At 66.3% G+C, this 17,008-nt stretch carries 14 protein-coding genes; 5 read left to right on the top strand and 9 right to left on the bottom strand.

Going from position 1 to position 17,008, the window contains the following annotated elements:
- Entirely contained in the window at positions 1–1,854 is a 1,854-nt protein-coding gene (locus tag AC3A6R_RS04160; RefSeq protein ID WP_487863846.1) for an acyl-CoA dehydrogenase, read from the bottom strand.
- A gap of 295 nt (positions 1,855–2,149) precedes the next feature.
- Between AC3A6R_RS04160 and AC3A6R_RS04155 the strand changes: the two genes are divergently transcribed.
- The 5 genes from AC3A6R_RS04155 to AC3A6R_RS04135 are packed head-to-tail and all read left to right on the top strand — an operon-like array spanning position 2,150 to position 6,723.
- Entirely contained in the window at positions 2,150–3,019 is an 870-nt protein-coding gene (locus AC3A6R_RS04155) for a branched-chain amino acid ABC transporter permease (protein ID WP_487859053.1), read from the top strand.
- The gene (locus tag AC3A6R_RS04150; protein ID WP_487863845.1) at positions 3,016–4,038 is read left to right on the top strand and encodes a branched-chain amino acid ABC transporter permease; all 1,023 of its coding nucleotides are present in this window, start codon (positions 3,016–3,018) and stop codon (positions 4,036–4,038) included. The genes AC3A6R_RS04155 and AC3A6R_RS04150 overlap by 4 nt, the downstream gene beginning before the upstream one ends.
- Positions 4,031–4,795 carry an ABC transporter ATP-binding protein gene (locus AC3A6R_RS04145; protein WP_487863844.1) on the top strand — a complete coding sequence of 255 codons (765 nt, stop codon included), beginning with the start codon at positions 4,031–4,033 and terminating at the stop codon, positions 4,793–4,795. The genes AC3A6R_RS04150 and AC3A6R_RS04145 overlap by 8 nt, the downstream gene beginning before the upstream one ends.
- On the top strand, positions 4,782–5,489 hold the full coding sequence (locus AC3A6R_RS04140; protein WP_487863843.1) for an ABC transporter ATP-binding protein: 708 nt from the start codon (positions 4,782–4,784) through the stop codon (positions 5,487–5,489). The genes AC3A6R_RS04145 and AC3A6R_RS04140 overlap by 14 nt, the downstream gene beginning before the upstream one ends.
- A 52-nt stretch (positions 5,490–5,541) precedes the next feature.
- Positions 5,542–6,723: an ABC transporter substrate-binding protein gene (locus AC3A6R_RS04135; RefSeq protein ID WP_487863842.1), complete on the top strand. Its 1,182-nt coding sequence runs from the start codon at positions 5,542–5,544 to the stop codon at positions 6,721–6,723.
- A gap of 87 nt (positions 6,724–6,810) precedes the next feature.
- On the opposite strand, the gene AC3A6R_RS04130 is transcribed toward AC3A6R_RS04135, so the two are convergent.
- The 8 genes from AC3A6R_RS04130 to AC3A6R_RS04095 all read right to left on the bottom strand — a co-directional run bounded on the left by AC3A6R_RS04130 (position 6,811) and on the right by AC3A6R_RS04095 (position 16,881).
- Positions 6,811–7,986 (bottom strand): acetyl-CoA C-acyltransferase, encoded by a 1,176-nt coding sequence (locus AC3A6R_RS04130; protein WP_487859048.1) that lies wholly within the window; start codon positions 7,984–7,986, stop codon positions 6,811–6,813.
- Positions 7,987–8,026: 40 nt separating this feature from the next.
- On the bottom strand, positions 8,027–9,502 hold the full coding sequence (locus tag AC3A6R_RS04125; protein ID WP_487863841.1) for a M20 family peptidase: 1,476 nt from the start codon (positions 9,500–9,502) through the stop codon (positions 8,027–8,029).
- Positions 9,503–9,529: 27 nt separating this feature from the next.
- Complete coding sequence (locus AC3A6R_RS04120) at positions 9,530–11,632, bottom strand: 3-hydroxyacyl-CoA dehydrogenase NAD-binding domain-containing protein (protein WP_487863840.1); 2,103 nt, start codon at positions 11,630–11,632, stop codon at positions 9,530–9,532.
- A gap of 187 nt (positions 11,633–11,819) precedes the next feature.
- Positions 11,820–12,515 carry an ABC transporter ATP-binding protein gene (locus tag AC3A6R_RS04115; RefSeq protein ID WP_487859045.1) on the bottom strand — a complete coding sequence of 232 codons (696 nt, stop codon included), beginning with the start codon at positions 12,513–12,515 and terminating at the stop codon, positions 11,820–11,822.
- A gap of 11 nt (positions 12,516–12,526) precedes the next feature.
- Positions 12,527–13,300 (bottom strand): ABC transporter ATP-binding protein, encoded by a 774-nt coding sequence (locus AC3A6R_RS04110; protein WP_487859044.1) that lies wholly within the window; start codon positions 13,298–13,300, stop codon positions 12,527–12,529.
- Positions 13,301–14,617 carry a branched-chain amino acid ABC transporter permease gene (locus AC3A6R_RS04105; protein WP_487859043.1) on the bottom strand — a complete coding sequence of 439 codons (1,317 nt, stop codon included), beginning with the start codon at positions 14,615–14,617 and terminating at the stop codon, positions 13,301–13,303. It abuts the gene before it with no gap.
- 3 nt (positions 14,618–14,620) lie between these two features.
- Entirely contained in the window at positions 14,621–15,574 is a 954-nt protein-coding gene (locus tag AC3A6R_RS04100; protein WP_487863839.1) for a branched-chain amino acid ABC transporter permease, read from the bottom strand.
- Between the two features lie 71 nt (positions 15,575–15,645).
- Complete coding sequence (locus tag AC3A6R_RS04095; protein WP_487859041.1) at positions 15,646–16,881, bottom strand: branched-chain amino acid ABC transporter substrate-binding protein; 1,236 nt, start codon at positions 16,879–16,881, stop codon at positions 15,646–15,648.
- Between the last annotated feature and the right edge of the window lie 127 nt (positions 16,882–17,008).

Below are 17,008 nucleotides of genomic sequence, written 5' to 3'. Positions count from 1 at the left end.
TCAGAAAGCGTCCTCGGGCAAAGCGGTACAGGTGGAGTCGCGGCGTTCGACCACGTTGAGCCAGGCGCCTATTTTCGGCAGCTCGTAGTGGAAGAAATAGTCCGTGGCCCCGATCTTGCCAGCAGTGACCGCCCTCGCCTTCTGCGCGTCGATCTCGAGCGCGCGGCACGCCACGTCGAGCCAGATCCAGGCCAGCACCGTGTGACCGAAGGCCTGCATGTAGGGCACGGCATTGGCGAGCGCATCGGCCGGGTCGCCCGTGGCCCAGGCCGCTTCGGTCGCGCTGCCGATGCGCTGCAGCGCGGCGCCGAGCGCCTCGGCGTGGGCGGCCAGCGCCGGCACCGCGGCCGCGCGGCCGATGGTGGCGGTGATGCGGCCGGCCAGCAGCTGCAGGCCCCGGCCCTTCTCCATCAGCACCTTGCGCCCGAGCAGGTCGGCGGCCTGGATGCCGTGGGTGCCCTCGTGGATCATGTTCAGGCGGTTGTCGCGCCAGTACTGCTCGACCGGAAAGTCGCGCGTGTAGCCATAGCCGCCGTGCACCTGGATGGCGAGCGAATTGGCCTCGAGGCACCACTCGCTGGGCCAGCTCTTGGCAATGGGCGTGAGCACCTCCAGCAGCAGCCGGGCATCGTCGGCGGTCTGCGCCTCGCCGGTCTTCTGCTCGTCGACCAGCCGGGCGCAGTACAGCTCGAGCGCCAGCGCGCCTTCGCAGTACGCCTTCTGCGCAAGCAGCATGCGGCGCACGTCGGCGTGCTCGATGATGCGCACCTGCGGGCTGGCCGAGTCCTTGACGACGGCCGTGCCGGGCTTCTCGGGCTTCTTCACCAGGCGGCCCTGCGGCCGGGTCTTGGCGTATTCGAGCGAGGCCTGGTAGCCGGCCATGCCGAGCATCGTGGCGGCGGTGCCGACGCCGATGCGCGCCTCGTTCATCATGTGGAACATGCAGTGCAGGCCCTTGCCGGGCTCGCCCACCAGGTAGCCGACCGCGCCGGCCTTGCCGTCGACCGGGTACCTGCCCTCGCCGAAGTTCAGCAGCGTGTTGGTGGTGCCGCGCCAGCCGAGCTTGTGGTTCAGGCCCGCGAGCGCGACGTCGTTGCGCTGGCCCGTGAGCTGGCCCTGCGTGTCGACCATGCGCTTGGGCACGATGAACAGCGAGATGCCGCGCGTGCCCGGCACCAGCTTGCCGTTCTCGTCGGGAATCTTCGCGAGCACGATGTGCACGATGTTCTCGGTCAGCTCGTGGTCGCCGGCGGAGATCCACATCTTGTTGCCGGTGAGGCGGTAGCGCGGGCCGAGCGGGTCGCTTTTGAAATCGTCGCCATCGGGCACCGCGCGCGTCGCCACGTCGCTCAGCGACGAGCCGGCCTGGGGCTCCGACAGGCACATGGTGCCGGCCCAGCGGCCAGCGAACTCGTTCTTCGCGAACACCTCCTGCTGCATCGGCGTGCCGTGCACCATCAGCAGGTTGGCATTGCCGCTCGTGAGCATGTTGGAGCCGATGCTCACCGAGGCCATGGCGAAGAAGCTGTTGGCCGCGGCCTGCAGCGTGTAGGGCAGCTGCATGCCGCCGATGTCGTAGTCCTGCGCCGCACTCATCATTCCCGATTGGACGAAGGCCCGGTGCGCATCGTGCGTGGCCTGCGGCAGGATCACCTTCTCGCCGTCGAAGTGCGGCTCCTGGGTGTCGACGATGCGATTGGCCGGCGCGTACTTCTCGCGCGCAATGCGCTCGCAGGTATCGAGCACCGCGTCGAAGGTCTCGCGCGAGTGGTCGGCGAAGCGCTCGCGCTGGTTGAGCGATTCGGCGTCGAGCCAGTCGTAGAGCAGGAAGTCGAGGGTGGGACGCAGCGTCATGTCGGTGGGCGGGCAGTTCGTCGTACGGAAGAGTCCCAGCGCATGGGCGCGGCCGTGCGCAGGTTCGGTGGAGCCGCCTCAATGTAAATCAATCGTCCCCGGCGCCGTGACTCCTTCATGACAAGGCGGCCGCCGGGCGCCGGGGCCGCGGTGCTTACGCATGCGAGTCGCGCACGTGACGGAGTTGGGGCAAACCTCAAGGGCCGGCGATGCCGCGCGCACCCAGAATTTCCGCTGCCCAGCCGCAATCGCTGGCACACCGGCCCGTGACGGGCTCACAAGGGGAAAGACAAGAATGGAAATCTTCTTTCAGCAGCTGCTGAACGGCCTGACCGTTGGCGGGGTCTACAGCCTCGTGGCGCTGGGACTGACGCTGGTCTACGGCATCCTGCACGTGCCCAATTTCGCGCACGGCGCCTTCTACATGACGGGGGCCTTCGCGGGCTACTACCTCATGACGGCGCTGGGCCTGAACTACTGGCTCGCCATGCTCGGCGCAGCGGCCACGGTGGCGGTCATCGCCATGCTGGCGCAGGTGCTGGTGTTCCACCCGCTGCGCAACGCGCCCGAGCTGCACGACATGATCGCGGCGATCGGCATCCTGCTCTTCCTGGAGGCCGGCGTGCAGGCGCTCTTCGGTGCGGAGTTTCACCGCATGCAGACACCCTATGGACAGATCGTCGAGATCTTCGGCCTGACCTCGCCGCTGCAGCGCCTGCTGATCATCGCCGGCGCCTTCCTGCTGATGGGGCTGCTGCACCTGTTCTTGAACCACACGGTGCTGGGCTCGACCATCCTCGCGATGGCGCAGAACCGCGACGGCGCCGCGCTGGTGGGCATCGATGCCGGCCGGGTCACGCTGCTGGTCTTCGCCATCTCGGGCGCGCTGGCGGCGGTGGCGGCCATGCTCTATGCGCCGATCAACCTGATCTATCCGGCGATGGGCAACCTGGTGATCACCAAGGCTTTCGTGATCATCATCCTGGGCGGCATGGGCAGCTTCCCGGGCGCCATCGTGGGCGGGCTGATCATCGGCATGGCCGAGGCCTTCGGCGGCTTCTACTTCTCGACCGACTACAAGGACATCATCGCCTTCGTGCTGCTGGTGGTGATCCTCTCGTTCCGGCCGCAGGGCCTGTTCACCGGCAAGGGGGCACGCGCATGAGCAAGCTCGCCACCCGCTGGCCCTGGTTCGCGCTGCTCGCCGTGGCGCTGGTCTTTCCGCTGTTCGCCAGCGACACCTACATCATCTCGGTGGTGTCGCTCGCCTTCATCATGGCGCTCGCCGCGCTGGGCATGAACCTGATCACCGGCTACACCGGCCAGTTCAACCTGGCGCACGGCGCCTTCATGGCGGTGGGCGCGTACACCGTGGGCATCCTCACCACCGACTACGCGGTGCCCTTCTGGGTGGCCTTCGCGCTGGCCGGCGTGGTGACCGGCGTGCTGGGCTACTTCGTCGGCCTGCTGTCGCTGCGCCTGAAGGGCCATTACTTCTCGATCTTCACGCTGTGCGTGAGCTACATCATGTACCTGCTGATCGAGAAGTGGGAAAGCCTCACCCACGGCACGGTGGGGATCATGGGCATCCCGGCGCCTACCGGCATCGGCGGCCTGCAGTTCGAGACGCCGGTCGCGCAGTACTACCTGGCGCTCGCGTTCCTGGTGCTGGGCACCTTCCTGATGTCGCGCATCGTCAACTCGCTGCTCGGGCGCGCCTTCATGGCGGTGCGCAACGGCGACATGCTGGCCGAGGCGCTGGGCGTCGACCTGATGCGCACCAAGACGCTGTCGTTCGTGCTGTCGGTGATCTACGCCGGCTTTGCGGGCGCGCTCTATGCCGGGCAGGTGCGCTTTCTCGGGCCGGACGTGGCCAGCGAGGTCGTGACCTTCGACCTGATCATGTTCACGCTCGTCGGCGGCATCGGCACGCTGATGGGGCCGCTGGTCGGCACGCTGCTGGTGACCTGGATGACGCAGAGCCTGCAGTTCCTGCAGGACTACCGCATGCTGGTGTTCGGCCCGGTGCTGGTCGCGCTGGTGATCTTTTTGCCCGACGGCATCGTCGGCACCTGGCTCAAGCACAGGGCGCGGCGGCGCGCGCGCGCGTCGGCGCCACCGCCGCGCGCGGCCGGCGGCATCGAGGCCGCGGACGGCAAGTCGGAGGCACGCGGCCATGCTTGAAATCGAGGCACTCACCAAGAAATTCTTCGGCCTCACCGCCGTGGACCAGGTATCGACGCGCATCGCCGAAGGCCAGATCACCGCGATCATCGGCCCCAACGGTGCCGGCAAGACGACCTTCTTCAACCTGATCGCCGGCACGCATGCGCCGACCTCGGGGCGCATCGTGTTCAAGGGCCAGGACGTGACCGGCATGCGGCCCGACCGCATTGCGCGGCTTGGCGTGGCCAGGACTTTCCAGACCACGAGCCTGTTCGACAACGCCACGGTGCTCGACAACCTGATCGTCGGACATCGCCTGCGCACCCATGCCAACCTGTGGGACGTGCTGCTCAACACGGCCCGGCTGCGCGAGGAGGAGCGGCTGTGCCGAGCGAAGGCGATGGAGGCGCTCGATTTCGTCGGCCTGGCCCACGTGGCCAACCGCATTGCCGCGGACATCACGCAGGAGGAACGCAAGCGCGTGGCCTTCGCGCTTGCACTCGCGACCGACCCCGAACTGCTGCTGCTCGACGAACCGGCTGGCGGCGTGAACCCCGAGGAGACGGTGGGCCTGGCCGACCTGATCCGCAAACTCGTGCGCCACGGCAAGACCGTGTGCCTGATCGAACACAAGATGGACATGATCATGCAGCTGGCCGACAAGATCGTGGTGCTCAACAACGGCGAGAAGATCGCCGAGGGCACCGCCGACGAAGTCCGGCGCGATCCGCATGTGATCGAGGCCTACCTGGGAGCCGACCATGCTGCGGTTTGAAGGCGTCACGCTCAAGTACGGCAGCTTCCGCGCGCTCGACAACATCTCGCTGCACGCCGAGCAGGGCGAACTGGTGGTGCTGCTGGGGGCCAACGGCGCGGGCAAGAGCTCGATCTTCCTGGCCGCCAGCGGCATCCACAAGACGGCGGGCGGATCGATCCGCATGGGCGAGCACGACCTGACTGGCAAGCGGCCGGCGCAGATCGTGCAGGCCGGGCTGGTGCACTGCCCCGAGGGGCGCAAGTTGTTCCCCGAGATGACAGTGAAGAAGAACCTGACGCTCGGCGCCTATGTGCACCGGCGCGACAAGGCCGGCATCGCCCGCACGCTCGACGAGGTGTTCAGCCTGTTTCCGGTGCTGCTGCACAAGCAGAACGACCCCGCCGGCTCGCTCTCGGGCGGCCAGCAGCAGATGGTGGCCATCGGCCGCGCAATGCTCGGCCGGCCCAAGGTGCTGCTGCTCGACGAGCCCTCGCTCGGCCTGGCGCCGCTCGTGGTCAAGCAGGTGTTCGACGTGATCCGCCGCATCAACGAGGCCGGCACCACGGTGCTACTGGCCGAACAGAACGCCTACTCGGCGCTGGCCATTGCCGACCGCGCCTATGTGATCGAGCGCGGGCGCATCGCGCTCGAGGGCGACCGCGAGGCGCTGCTCAACAACGAGGCCGTGCGCGCGGCCTATATCGGCGCCTGAACGCCCCTTCTTTTTCTTTCCGCGTACCAACCCATCCAGGAGACAGACAACAATGACCGCTACCCCTACCCGCCGCCACTTTGCACGCCTGCCGCTGGCCCTTGCACTGGCCGCGACCTTCGCCGCCGCAGGCGCCAGTGCGCAGGAGACTGTCAAGATCGGCTTCACCGGGCCGCTCAGCGGCGGTGCCGCGCTCTACGGCAAGAACGTGGTCGATGGCATGGAGATGGCCATCAAGGAGATCAACGAAGCGGGCCTCACGGTCGCGGGCAAGAAGGTCAAGCTCGAACTGGCGGCGCTCGACGACAAGTACTCGCCGGCCGAATCCGCGATCAATGCGCGCCGGCTGGTGCAGCAGTCGAAGGTGCCAGCGGTGTTCGTGCCGCACTCGGGCGGCATCTATGCGATGCAGGCCTTCAACGAGCGCGAGAAGTTCATCGTGATGGCGTACTCGAGCACGCCGAAGATCACCGAGGTGGGCAACAAGCTCACGGTGCGCATCCCGCCGAGCTTCGTCGGCTACATCGAGCCGTTCTCGAAGTACGAGATGAAGAAGTTCGGCAAGAAGGCCGGCATGCTGCCGGCCGACCACGACTATGCCAAGGCCTGGTCGGCGCTGTTCGAGCCGGCCTGGAAGAAGCTGGGCGGCGAGGTCGTGTCGAACAACCCGATGTCGTACAACAAGTCGGCCGACTTCTACAGCGGCGTGAGCCGCGTGCTGGCCGAGAAGCCCGACGTGCTCTTCATCGGCGGCCCGTCGGAGCCGACCGCGCTGGTCGCCAAGCAGGCACGCGAGCTGGGCTTCAAGGGCGGCTTCATCCTGATGGACCAGGCCAAGGTCGACGAGATGGCCAAGATCACCGGCGGGCTCGAACCGCTCAACGGCTCGGTCGGCGTGCTCCCGGTTTCCACCGATGAGCGCGAAGGCGCCAAGACCTTCTCTGCCGCCTACCGCAAGGCCTTCGGTGCCGACCGCCAGCCGACCAGTGAATCGTCCTACAACTACACGCTGACGCACGCGCTGGCCGCGGCGATGACCCTGGCCGGCACCACCACGGATGCCACCGCGATTCGTGCCAAGCTCGGCGAGGCACTGGCGAAGCTGCCGCAGAAGTACAACGCGGGCGATTTCCGCGGCATCGACAACGTGGGCGCCACCATCGTCGACCCGGTGGTGGTGACGGTCGAGGACGGCAAGATCAAGCCGGTCAGCCTGAGCGAACTCGGCAAGTAAAAAGCGGCTGTCGAAAAAAAGCCCTTCGGCGCGCACGGCGCCGAAGGGCTTTTGTTTCTTGGGCGCCCGGTGACCGGGCCTCGGGGCTTACAGCACCTCGAACACGCCCGCAGCACCCATACCGCCGCCGATGCACATCGTGACCACCACCTTCTTCGCGCCGCGGCGCTTACCTTCAATCAGCGCATGGCCCGTGAGGCGCTGGCCGCTCACGCCGTAGGGGTGGCCCACGGCGATGGCGCCGCCGTTCACGTTCAGGCGGTCGGCGGGAATGCCGAGCTTGTCGCGGCAGTAGATCACCTGCACCGCGAATGCCTCGTTGAGTTCCCACAGGTCGATGTCGCCGACCTTCAGGCCGAGCTTGGCCAGCACCTTGGGCACCGCGAAGACGGGGCCGATGCCCATTTCGTCGGGCTCGCAGCCGGCCACGGCAAAGCCGAGGAAGCGGCCGATCGGCTTCAGGCCCTTGCGCTCGGCGTACTTCTCGTCGACCACCACGCAGGCGCCTGCGCCGTCGGAGAACTGGCTGGCGTTGCCGGCCGAGATCAGGCCGCCGGGCATTGCGGAGCGGATGCCGCTGATGCCTTCCTTGGTGGTGCCGGGGCGGATGCCTTCGTCGTTCTCGATCGTGACTTCCTTGGTGCGCAGGCCCATCACGGCATCGGCCACACCGGCCAGCACGGTGATCGGTGCGATCTCGTCCTTGAACTTGCCGGCCTCGAGCGCGGCGGTGGCCCGCTGCTGGCTTGCGGCGCCGTACTCGTCCATGGCATCGCGGCCGATGTTGTAGCGTTTGGCCACCTGCTCGGCCGTCTGCAGCATGTTCCAGTAGATCTCGGGCTTGTGCTTGGTCAGCCACGGATCGGTCAGCATGTGCTTGTTGGCTTCGTTCTGCACGCACGAGATGCTCTCGACGCCGCCGGCCACGTACACCTCGCCCTCGCCCGCGATGATGCGCTGCGAGGCGGTGGCGATGGTCTGCAGGCCCGACGAGCAGAAGCGATTGATCGTCATGCCCGAGGTGGTGATCGGGCAGCCGGCGCGCAGCGCGATCTGGCGCGCGATGTTGGAGCCGGTCGCGCCCTCGGGCGTGGCGCAGCCCATCACCACGTCATCGACCTCGCCTGCGTCGATGCCGGCGCGCGAAATGGCGTGCTGCACCGCATGGCCGCCGAGCGTGGCGCCATGCGTCATGTTGAAGGCACCCTTCCAGCTCTTGGCGAGCGGCGTGCGGGCGGTGGAAACGATGACGGCGCTGGTCATGGTGATGTCCTTTGAAGATGGAAGGGAAACGGATGGGTTGTCATTGCGCCGGCGCGCCACTGGTGTTGCGCAGGAGCTGGTGATAGAAGCCGATCATCTCGCCGTAGTTGGCGATGGCGAGGCGTTCGTTGTTGCCGTGAAAGCGCGCGAGGTCCTCGCTCTTCATGCGGTAGGGCGAGAAGCGGAACACCGCGTCGCTCACGAGGCTGAAGTGGCGCGAGTCGGTGGCCGCTGTCATGAGGCCTGGTGCGACCAGCGCGTCGGGGAACGACTCGCGCACCGCCTGCGCGATCGCGCGGTAGCCGGCGCTGTCGGTCGGCGAGACCGGCGAGGCCTCGGCGTTGCCCGGGTAGCGCTTGATCTGGATGTCGTCGTCCGCGAGCTGGCTGCGCAGGTGCGCCTCGACGCTCTCGAGGGTGTCGCCCGGCAGCACGCGAAAGTTGACCGCCGCCTCGGCGCGGCCGGGCAGCACGTTGTCCTTGTTGCCGGCGCGCACGATGGTGAGCGCCGTGGTGGTGCGCAGCATCGCATTGCTGCTCGGGCTTTTTTCGAGCTGGCTGCGCACCAGCGGCTCGGTGAGCCAGAGGTTCGACAGCAGCACGCGGTTGATGCCGCTCATCTCGGGCGCGAGCGTGCCGAACATCTCGCCCGCAACGCCGCGGATGCCACCGGGCATCGGATGCGCTTCGAGCCGTGCGAGCGCAGCACTCAGGCGGCCGATGGCGCTGCGGGCCGGCGGCATCGACGAGTGGCCGGGCGCGGTGTCGAGCGACAGGAAGAAGGTGGCATAGCCCTTCTCGGCCAGGCCGATCAGCGCGGCCGGCTGCGAGAGCCCGGGCAGCACGCCGTCGAGCACCAGCAGGCCCTCGTCGAGCACCCAGTCGAGCCGCACACCGCGCGACTTGAGCAGCTCGGCGATCGGCAGCGCGCCGCGCAGGCCGCTCACCTCCTCGTCGTCGCCCATCACGAGGTAGACGGTCTGCTTCGGCTGGAAGCCGCTCGCGAGAAGCAGCTCGATGGCCTCCAACTGCGCGAACAGGTTGCCCTTGTTGTCGAGCGTGCCGCGGCCCCAGACGAAGCCGTCCTTGATCTCGCCGCCGAAGGGATCGACGCTCCAGGCCTTTTCGGTGCCCGGGGCGATCGGCACCACATCCTGGTGCGACATCAGCGCGATCGGCTTGGCTGCGGAGTCGCTGCCGGGCCAGGTGTAGAGCAGCGCCTTCTGGCCCACCACTTCCTTCTTCAGGGTGGCGTGGACCTTGGGGTACTGCTGTTCGAGATAGGCATGCAGCCGGTCGAACTCGGCCCCGCTGGCGGCCGGGTCGTCGAGGCTCGACACGGTGCGGATCGGGACCGCGCCTGCGAGCCGCTTGGCAGCGGCCTCCAGGTCGATCGACAGCTTGGGCGCCGGCGCCACCGCGAGCTGGCGCGACGGCGTGGTCCAGGTCTTGACCGCCACGGCCGCCACCAGTGCCACGAGCACCAGCAGCAGCCCCAGGAAGATGCGTTTCAACATGGGCGGTCGAGATTCCTTTGCGGGTGCTCAGCCGAACGACTTGCCTTCGGCGACCATCTTCTGGAGCAGCGGCGCAGGCTCCCAGAAGGAAGCGTCGTCGCGCGGGTTCTTGGCAAAGCGCTTCATGGTCTCCGTCACGTTGTAGAGGCCGACCTGCGAGGCATAGTGCATCGGGCCGCCGCGCCAGATCGGGAAGCCGTACCCCGTCAGGTACACCATGTCGATGTCGCTCGGCTTCGACGCGATGCCGTCCTCGAGGATGTGCGCGCCCTCGTTGACGAGCGCATACACCAGGCGCTGCACGATCTCTTCGTCGGAGATCTTGCGCGGCGTGACGCCGAGTTCCTTGCGGTGGTCCTCGATCATCTTGTTGACGAGTTCCGACGGGATCGCGTCGCGCTTGCCCGGCTTGTAGTCGTACCAGCCCGCGCTGGTCTTCTGGCCGAAGCGGCCCAGTTCGCAGAGCTTGTCGGCCGTGCGGCTGTACTTCATGTCGGCACGCTCGACCGCACGGCGCTTGCGGATGGCCCAGCCGATGTCGTTGCCCGCGAGGTCGCCCATGCGGAAAGGGCCCATCGCGAAACCGAACTTCTCGATCGCGCGGTCGACCTGCTGCGGCGTGGCGCCTTCATCGAGCAGGAAGCCGGCCTGGCGCGAGTACTGCTCGATCATGCGGTTGCCGATGAAGCCGTCGCACACGCCCGAGACCACCGCGGTCTTGCGGATCTTCTTGGCGATCGCCATCACCGTGGCGAGCACGTCCTTGGCCGTTTCCTTGCCGCGCACCACTTCGAGCAGCTTCATCACATTGGCCGGGCTGAAGAAGTGCATGCCGACCACGTCCTGCGGCCGCTTGGTGAATGCTGCGATCTTGTCGACGTCGAGCGTGGAGGTGTTCGACGCGAGGATCGCGCCCTTCTTGGCCACCTCGTCGAGCTGCTTGAACACCTTCTCCTTCACGCCGAGTTCCTCGAACACGGCCTCGATGATCAGGTCGCAGTCCTTCAGGTCGGCATAGTCGAGCGTGGTGCTCAAAAGCGCCATGCGCTGGTCGTACTTGTCCTGCTTGAGCTTGCCCTTCTTGATCTGGCCCTCGTAGTTCTTGCGGATCGTGGCGATGCCGCGGTCGAGCGCCTCCTGCTTCATCTCGAGGATCTTCACCGGGATGCCGGCGTTCAGGAAGTTCATCGAGATGCCGCCGCCCATGGTGCCGGCGCCGATCACGCCGACGGACTTGATCTCGCGCTTGGGCGTGTCTTCGGGCACGTCGGGAATCTTGGAAGCGGCGCGCTCGGCCATGAACAGGTGGCGCAGCGACAGCGACTCGGGCGTGAACATCAGCGCGGTGAAGATGCGGCGCTCTTCGGCCATGCCGTCGTCGAACTTCATCTTGGTGGCCGACTGCACCGCGTCGATGCACTTGAGCGGCGCGGGGTAGTTCTTCGACATGCCGCCGACCATGTTGCGCGTGAACTGGAAGTACGCGTCGCCCTGCGGATGACGGCATGGCAGGTTGCGCACCAGCGGCAGCTCACCTCCCTTGCCGGCGACCGACTTGGCGAAGGCCACGGCCTCCTCGAACACCGATTCGGCCGACGCCGAGAGCCGGTCGAACAGCTTCTGGCCGGGCAGCGAGGCGAGCACCTCACTCTTCACCGGCTCGCCGCTCACGATCATGTTGAGCGCGGTCTCGACGCCGAGCACGCGCGGCAGGCGCTGCGTGCCGCCGGCACCGGGGATCAGGCCCAGCTTGACCTCGGGCAGCGCAATGCCGGTGCCCGGTGCGGCGATGCGGTAGTGGCAGCCGAGCGCGAGCTCGAGGCCGCCGCCCATGCACACCGAATGGATCGCCGCGACGATGGGCTTGGGCGAGGCCTCGAGCGCGAGGATCACGCTCAGCAGGTTGGGCTCCTGCAGCGCCTTGGGGGTGCCGAATTCCTTGATGTCCGCACCGCCCGAGAACGCCTTGCCGGCGCCCGTGATGACGATGGCCTTGACGGCGTCGTCGGCGTTGGCCTTCGACAGCCCATCGGTGATGCCGATGCGGGTCGAGAAACCGAGACCGTTGACCGGGGGATTGGTCATGGTGATCACGGCGACATCGCCGAGCACTTTGTATTCAGCCGTCATGCTGCGTTCCTTGGTGTGAGAAGAAAAGTACGAAAAAGCACGAGTGTTCTTTTCCGGGGATTTTAGGCTTTTGGCGCAGCGCAACAATGGCACGCAGTCGCTGTTGGGACAAGGGGGCGAAGCCGCAAAAAGAAAAAACGGAACCTGCGCGAAAACCGCGAAGGTCCCGCTGTCTCGCCTCAGAAGCCTAGACTTCCAGCCATTCCTTGCGGATCGATGCATCGGCGCGCAGGCTGTCGGGCGTGCCGTCGAACACGATGCTGCCGTGGCCCATGACCAGCGCGCGGTCGGAGATCTGCATCGCGATGGTGAGCTTCTGCTCGATCAGCAGCACCGAGACGCCCTTGTCCTTGAGCGTCTTGAGGTACTGCGCCACGAGTTCGACGATCTTGGGCGCGAGGCCCTCGGTGGGCTCGTCGATGATGATCAGGTCGGGGTCGCCCATGAGCGTGCGGCACAGCGTGAGCATCTGCTGCTCGCCGCCCGAGAGCACGCCGGCCTCGGTGTGCTGCCGCTCCTTCAGGCGCGGGAACATCTCGTACATGTCGTCGAAGGACCACCGACTGCCCTTGCCCGAGCCCTTCTGACCCAGCAGCAGGTTCTGGTGCACCGTGAGCCGCGGGAAGATGTCGCGGTTCTCGGGCACGTAGCCGATGCCCATGTGGGCGATCTCGTAGGCCTTCTTGCGCAGGATGTCCGTGTCCTTCCAGCGCAGCGTGCCCTCGGCATGCACCAGGCCCATGATGGCCTTGGCGGTGGTCGACCGGCCCGAGCCGTTGCGCCCGAGCAGGGCCACGATCTCGCCTGGGCCGACGTGGAACGAAACGCCATGCAGCACATGGCTCTTGCCGTAATAGGCGTGGATGTCGTGAAGCTTCAGCATGATGTCCGGTGTCAGTGTCCCGCCTGCGCATCGGCGATGGTGGAGCCCAGGTAGGCCTCCTGAACGCGCGCGTTCGCACGCACGGCGTCCGGGGTGTCGAAGGCGAGCACCTCGCCATACACCACCACCGCGATCTTGTCGGCCAGCCCGAACACCACGCCCATGTCGTGCTCCACGGTGAGCAGCGTCTTGCCCGTGGTGACGTGTTTGATGAGCGAGATGAAGTGCGCGGTCTCGGTCTTGCTCATGCCGGCCGTGGGCTCGTCGAGCAGGATCACGCTGGCGCCGCCCGCGATGGTCACGCCGATCTCGAGCGCCCGCTGCTCGGCATAGGTGAGGTTCACCGCCTGCACGTCGCGCTTGCGCTCGAGGCCGATCTGGCGCAGCAGTTCCTCGGTGCGTGCGTTGGCATCGTCGAGGTTCGACAGGAAGCGCAGGAACGTGTAGCGGTAGCCCAGGCTCCACAGCACGCCGCAGCGCAGGTTCTCGAACACGCTGAGCTTCGGGAAGATGTTGGTGATCTGGAAGCTGCGCGACAGGCCGAGCCGGTTGATCTCGTACGGCTTCTTGCCGTCGATGCGCAGGCCGTTCAACAGCACCTCGCCGCTCGACGGTGCGAGCCGCCCGCTGATCAGGTTGAACAGGGTCGACTTGCCCGCGCCGTTCGGTCCGATGATCGCGATGCGCTCGCCGGCCTTCACGGCCAGGTCCACGCCGCGGATGATTTCTGTCTTGCCGAAGGCCTTGCGCAGCGCCTTCAGTTCCAATGCATATTGCGCGCTCATTTACGCCGCCTCCCGACGCTTGATTTCTGCTTCGATCTCTTCTTGCGCCTTGCCCCAGACGCGCACGAAGCGCCGGCGTGCCACCTCGAGCGCGGCAAGGCCGATCGCCAGGATGGCTGCGGCGCCGAGCCAGCTCGCCATGCCCGAGGTGTCGAGCGTGGTGCCGAAGAACCGCAGTTCGGGGCCGAGCGCCGAATTGAGCTGGATGTGATAGATCATCTCGATCAACGCCGCGGCGCCCACCACCACCGGCACCAGCGCCACGGCCAGCGCGACGTAGAGCAGCCAGAGGCGGCGGAACTTGCCGAACTTGGCCACGCGCAGGTTCATCATCACCAGGCTCGCAATGCCGCCCGGCGCGAACATCACCATGAACACGAACACCAGGCCGAAGTACAGCTGCCACGCCTTTGATAGTTCCGACAGCAGGATCGAGGCGAAGACCAGCAGCACGGCCCCGATGATCGGCCCGAAGAAGAACACCGCGCCGCCCAGGAAGGTGAACAGCAGGTAGCCGCCCGAGCGGATCGCGCTCAGGCTGTCGGCCGCGTTCACGATCTCGAAGTTGATCGACGCCAACCCGCCACCGATGCCGGCGAAGAAGCCGGCGATGATGAACGCGATGTAGCGCACGCGCTGCGTGTTGTAGCCGATGAACTCCACGCGCTCGGGGTTGTCGCGCACCGCATTCAGCATGCGGCCGAGCGGCGTGCCCGTGAAGGCGTACATCAGTGCCGTGCAGACGAAGCAATACGCCGCGATCAGGTAGTAGACCTGAATCTGGGGCCCGAACTTGAAGCCGAAGAAGCCCGCGCCGTAGACGCGGTTGGTGGTGATGCCGCCCTCGCCGCCGAAGAAGGTCGGGAACATCAGCGCCATGGCGGCCACGAGTTCGCCGATTCCCAGCGTGATCATCGCGAAGGTGGTGCCCGCCTTCTTCGTCGTGACGAAGCCCAGCAGGATGGCGAAGAACATGCCGGCCAGCCCGCCCACGAGCGGGATCAGCACCAGCGGCACCGGAATCTTGCCCTCGCCGGCCAGGTTCATCGCGTGGATCGCGATGAACGAGCCCAGGCCGACGTAGACCGCGTGGCCGAAGCTCAGCATGCCGCCCTGCCCCAGCAGGATGTTGTAGCTCAGGCAGATGATGATGAGATAGCCCATCTGCGAGAGCATGGTGAGCGCCAGGCTGCTCTTGAACAGATGCGGCAGGACGATGAGCGCGATCGCGAACAGCGACCAGATCAGGTAGCGCCCGATGTTCCAGGGCTTGAAGCGGTAGTAGCGCGTGGTGGGCGTGGTGGTGGTTGCGGTCATGCGTCAGTCCTCCCGGGTGCCGAGCAGGCCCTTGGGCCTGAAGATGAGGATCAGCACCAGGAACAGGTACGGCAGGATGGGCGCAACCTGCGAGATCGTGAGCTTGAGCAGCTCGTAGCCGAAGGTCTGGTCGGTCACGGTGACGCCGAGCATCTCGAGGCCGCCGGCGAACGACTGGTCCATGGCGACCGCGAAGGTCTGGACGACGCCGATCAAAAGCGACGCGAGGAACGCGCCGGCCAGCGAGCCCATGCCGCCCACGACCACGACCACGAAGATGATCGAGCCTACCGAAGCGGCCATGGCCGGTTCGGTGACGTAGGTGTTGCCGCCGACCACGCCCGCGAGGCCTGCGAGTGCGGCGCCGCCGCCGAACACCAGCATGAAGACGCGCGGCACGTTGTGGCCCAGCGCCTCGACCATCTCGGGATGCTTGAGCGCCGCCTGGATCACAAGGCCGATGCGCGTGCGCGTGAGCAGCAGCCACACCGAGATCAGCATCAGCACCGCCACCAGCATGATGAACGAGCGCGACTTGGGGAACTGGGTGCCGTAGAGCGTGAACAGGGGTCCCTGCAACTGCGCCGGAAGGCCGTACGGCACGGTCGAGCGGCCCCAGGCGAGCTGCACGAGCTCGAGGATCAGGTACGACAGCCCGAAGGTCACGAGCAGCTCGGGCACGTGGCCGAACTTGTGCACGCGGCGCAGGCTGTAGCGCTCGAAGGCGGCGCCCAGCGCGCCCACGAGCAGCGGCGCCAGGAACAGCGCCGGCCAGAAGCCGACGATGTTGGACAGGGTGTAGGCGATGTACGCGCCCAGCATGTAGAAGCTCGCATGCGCGAAGTTCAGCACGCCCATCATGCTGAAGATCAGCGTCAGGCCAGAACTCAGCATGAACAGCAGCAGCCCGTAGCTGACGCCGTTGAGCAGCGAGATGGCAAAGAATTCGACGTTCATCGGTCTTTCGCAACAGTAGAAAAGAAAAAGGCCCGAGCGGTGACGTCGGGCCTCGACCGCTCAGCGTTCGATCAGGAGGTCGGACGCTTCATCTGGCACGTGGTGGGCGTGCTGGCCACGTAGGCCTCGTAGAACTTGACGGGTGCCAGCGTGTAGCCGGTGTTCTCGGGGCTGTACGGGTTCTTGGCGTCGGCCTTCTGCCAGCGCGTGATCCACAGGCCCTGCTGCAGCTGGTGGTCGGCCTTGCGCATCTCGACGTCGCCGTTGAAGCTCTTGAACTTCATGCCTTCCATCGCGGCGGCCACCTTGACCGGGTCGGTCGACTTGCTGCGCACGAAGGCTTCGCTGAGCATGGCGTACACCGTGTAGACGGCGGTGGTGTACATGTCGTCGTTGAACTTCTTCTTGAACTCGTTCATCAGCGGCTGGACCGGTCCCGGCGCGTTGTAGTGGCTGTAGCCCACCTGGTAGACCTTGCCGTCCGAGGCCGCGCCCATGGCGGTCGGCGTGCCGTTGGTGACGGCGTAGTAGGTATAGAACTTGACGTTCAGGCCCGAGTCGTTGGCCGCCTTGATGAGCAGCGCCAGGTCGGAGCCCCAGTTGCCGGTAATGACCGAGTCGGCGCCGGAGGCCTTGATCTTGGCGATGTACGGCGAGAAGTCGCGCACCTGTGCGAGCGGATGCAGGTCGTCGCCGACGATCTCGACGTCGGGGCGCTTGGTCTTGAGGTTGTCCTTGGCGAACTTGGATACCTGCTGGCCGTGCGAGTAGTTCTGGTTGAGCAGGTAGACCTTCTTGATCTCGGGCTGCTCCTTCATGAAGGTGGTCAGCGCTTCCATCTTCATGGAGGTGTCGGCGTCGAGCCGGAAGTGCCAGTAGCTGCACTTGCTGTTGGTCAGGTCGGGGTCGACGGCCGCGTAGTTGATGTAGACCATCTCCTTGCCCGGGTTGCGGGCGTTGTGCTTTTCGAGCGCATCGATGATCGCGAGCGCCGGGCCGGAGCCGTTGCCCTGCACCACGTAGCGTGCACCCTGGTCCATGGCCGAGCGCAGCGCGGCGGTGGTTTCCTGCGGGCTCAGCTTGTTGTCGATGCCGATGATCTCGAACTTCACGCCGGCGGCGTTCTTCTTGTTGAACTCCTCGGCCAGGAACTGGAAGGTCTTGAGCTGGTTGGTGCCCACCGCGGCCATGAGGCCCGACAGCGGATCGAGCCAGGCGATCTTCACGGTTTCGCCCTTCTGGGCCAGGGCGCCGGTGGCGGCGGCTGTGAGGATGGCTGCAGTAGCGAATTTCAGAGCGAATTTCACGATCTATATCTCCTGGTCAAAACCGTTTTGAAAGCTGCACGAGCGTACAAGCGTTTAGGGCCCCTCCCCTCAGGGAATGCCCGTAAGAAGCCGGCCGCAGGGCCCGTTTTCTATCGCGCAGGCGACA

The sequence above is a fragment of the Variovorax sp. Soil_C_19 genome (genome assembly GCF_057657255.1).
The sequence above is the reverse complement of the archived record's forward strand: the minus strand, read 5'-3'. Positions and strand labels throughout refer to the sequence as shown.